This is a genomic window from Pseudomonas amygdali (genome assembly GCF_002699855.1).
GTDB classification, from domain to species: domain Bacteria; phylum Pseudomonadota; class Gammaproteobacteria; order Pseudomonadales; family Pseudomonadaceae; genus Aquipseudomonas; species Aquipseudomonas amygdali.
Genome location: NZ_LKBW01000151.1, coordinates 1 through 2,900 on the forward strand (window position 1 = coordinate 1; position 2,900 = coordinate 2,900).

The 2,900-nt window shown below is 53.4% G+C and carries 2 protein-coding genes and 1 pseudogene; 1 reads left to right on the forward strand and 2 read right to left on the reverse strand.

Translation table 11 applies throughout. The features are described 5' to 3' along the window. Positions 1–90 precede the first annotated feature (90 nt). A complete protein-coding gene (locus AO277_RS12255; RefSeq protein WP_044320163.1) occupies positions 91–1,176 on the reverse strand; it encodes a DUF3616 domain-containing protein in 1,086 nt (361 codons plus the stop codon). Positions 1,177–1,326: 150 nt separating this feature from the next. Between AO277_RS12255 and AO277_RS12260 the strand changes: the two genes are divergently transcribed. After that, on the forward strand, positions 1,327–1,548 hold the full coding sequence (locus tag AO277_RS12260; protein ID WP_004666801.1) for a hypothetical protein: 222 nt from the start codon (positions 1,327–1,329) through the stop codon (positions 1,546–1,548). A gap of 563 nt (positions 1,549–2,111) precedes the next feature. Here the strand turns inward: AO277_RS12260 and AO277_RS12265 are convergent. Continuing rightward, a pseudogene (locus AO277_RS12265) lies at positions 2,112–2,843 on the reverse strand (phosphatase domain-containing putative toxin); the annotation flags it as partial. Positions 2,844–2,900: the final 57 nt, after the last annotated feature.

Below are 2,900 nucleotides of genomic sequence, written 5' to 3' on the forward strand. Positions count from 1 at the left end.
CGGGTTTTCGATTGCAAGCCACTACATCTAACCACTTCTTAAGTGCGTTTACGGCTCCGTTGCTCCCCAAACCCCGATTTCGCCAAGTCTTTAAAGCTGATTTGGCGTAAACAAGTCCGCTTCTACATCTGTGTCACCAAGCTTGCGACGCTGCGCGGCAACGTCGTAAACAATCAACAGCTCATCACCGGCCTGTTCTCCGGTGCCAAAGATGCACATGCCCTCGGCATGATCGACGCCTTGCCCGAAAGGCACCTCCATCACGATCTCCAATTGGTCCGAGAAAATCACGCTTTCTTCTTCGGCAAAGTCACCGTGCCAGCGAAAGACTTTTACCGGACCGTCCAGCTCCATTGTCGGCCCCGCCAGAATCAGCAGGTCGTCACCAGAGATGCACAGGTCACGCACACCCAGGCCATTCAGCTCGAAGAAGTGTTTACGGTATCTGCGCCCATCTGGACCAATCTTCTTGAGCACCAGCGTATCAGTCGAGTCCTTGCTCAGTTCGGGCTCGATCTCAAACACGATGGCCCAACCGCGGAGTACCGGACCACGCAACCCTAACAACAGGCGCGAGCCGATGACTACCAGCCCTTCGATGTCAAAACCATTGTCCTTACTCGGGATCAGCAGAAAGTCTTTCAGTTGATCGTCTTTTGCAATTTCCTTGATCAAGTCATTGCCGAATTCGTTACCGTTTAGCTGTGCTGCTGTTCTAGCATCGGTATCCACCTTTTTGGTAAGTACATGGCTGTCGCCCTCCTGAACCACCGGGATGCGGGCCAACAAATAACGATTGCCAGCCGCCTCTACCGTCGATAGCTGCTTGATGTTCTTCTGCGAGGAATCGTCGGCTTTGGCCTTCTTGCGTTTCAGGCTATGTGAGCCGGCCAGCCAGAGGTAACCCGTGCCGTGATCATAGGCCAGCCCCTCGATATCGATCTCCGCATCCGACTTTGGTAGAGGTAACTTTAAATACTTGATTAGTGAAAATGATCGGTGCTCATCACATATCACCTCGCCTCGCGCAGCATTTCTAACGGTCAGCCGTTCAAGGCTCGTGGTTTCATCGTTGGCGATCCAGAGCGTGGTACCAATCCGTTGAACTGCCGAAATGCCATCGCGCAATGAGGCAAGCGCTGGATCAAAACGCAGTAGCGCAGTACGTTTACGCATGAGTATGCTCCTTTCAGATAAAGTTGACAGGGTGACAAGCCGACATGCTGCGCTGCGGGGGCGTAGACCCCGGCCAGCCGCCCTGTCTCCGTAATGCTACACCCATCGCTTCAGAGGGCAATGCCCCGGTCCATGCATAGGAAAATTGCGATGACTGCAAAAAGTGCCGAGCGCGATGTGGCTATCTCAGAGCTTGCCAACCATTTGGAGCGTGATCTAATGCCTTGTCCAGCAGGGCGTACCGCACTGCTGACGTGGATAGAAAAAAAGCTGGCTCACATAGCGCTCAATCCTGTACCCACAGCCGCTGATGCTACGTGGTTGATCGAAAGCGCTTATATCCAATGGGCCGCTGCACAGCCAAAGGGCTAAGTGTAGGGGCTTGCAATCGAAAACAGCCGTGCTCGCATTCAGTCGCATCGACTTGGATTCCATCGTTTCCGGCTCACATTAGCTGCAACTGAACCAGCACCGGCTAGCACGTCCATCAATCGAGGGTTTTTTGGACAAAAACCGCGCTCTAGGCGCAGGCATGGTAGGGCTGGGGTTACCGAGTCCAGCAAATCCGTACATATTTCAATGTCCAGAAAAGGCGTATTACCACGAGTTTCTGCACGCACAATCAGTTGCAAAAAGCGTGAGCCGAGCAACCTGCAATTTGAGCTGGTCGCAAATATCGTGAGCTGGGATGCAGTTAATCTGAGCCAACTGCACCGGATACACGCAAATAATCTGAGCCTAAAAAGGCGCTGAATGCGAGCACGCGTGTTTTCAAACGCGAGCCGCTACACTTAGCGTACGATTTTTTCCGAATTCTGCGGCCTCCCCGTTTTCGGCTGATTTGGGGCTGGGAGCAATGGAACAGACCCCATTCTCGGGTTCTGGCTGACAACCAACTTATAGGAGCACGGCATTAGCATAATGCTTAGCGTAAGTCAGTCAGCGTTGTTGAGAGGGGTGTTCGGGTCAGCGAGCCATTCTGACCATGAGCGGGGCGCTCCTTTCGGGTTTTGCTTGGCGTATTCGTAAAACAGCGAAATGAATTCCAAGCGGTCATTGCGCAGGTTGGCGCGGCCTTCGTGGGTGACATCCTTGTTGAAATCCAGCGCGCGACCTGGATTGAACGCGAGTTGGCGTTCTATCAGGTCATGAAACGATACGTGGTGAGCGTTCTTGAGCATGTCGTGCATGGCGATGAAGATGCCTGTGCGGCCTTGCCCGACACCGCAATGGATATGTACCCGACCGTGCTCGGGTAACGCGCGCTCCATGGCTAGGAATAGGTCAATGTCTTCCGAACGCGGGCCCATGTGGTCGGTCACCATCAAACGCAGGTAATCCGCACCAGCGGACTTCACCAAGTCTTCTTCACTGGAGATATCCGGGTTCTTCAACACTACCTTACGAGGATTCTCCAGCCCGTGTTTGGCATCCTTGCGATGAATGATCTCGACTGTTGGCTGCTGCTTGAGCGCAGCGATGCGAGATTGCTCATCGGCGATGACGGCATTGCGACTTTTACCCACGTTCGCCCAATTGTTGCCCAGTCGCCAAGTACATGGATAGCCCCCAACGATCGCGTGAGATTCTTCTCGTACATCCAATACCACGACGGGGCTTTCGGGGGTGGCATGCAAGCGTTGCACTTACTCCAAACTGGCGATACTTGTCAACGCCAACTAAAAAGTGACCCCCTTCCGTGCTAAATCGCCAACTTAGTTTTG

Bases quoted from the DNA above. Each gene is read 5' to 3' on its own strand.
- AO277_RS12255 (WP_044320163.1), bottom strand. From the start codon at position 1,176: ATGCGTAAACGTACTGCGCTACTGCGTTTTGATCCAGCGCTTGCCTCA.
- AO277_RS12260 (WP_004666801.1), top strand. From the start codon at position 1,327: ATGACTGCAAAAAGTGCCGAGCGCGATGTGGCTATCTCAGAGCTTGCC.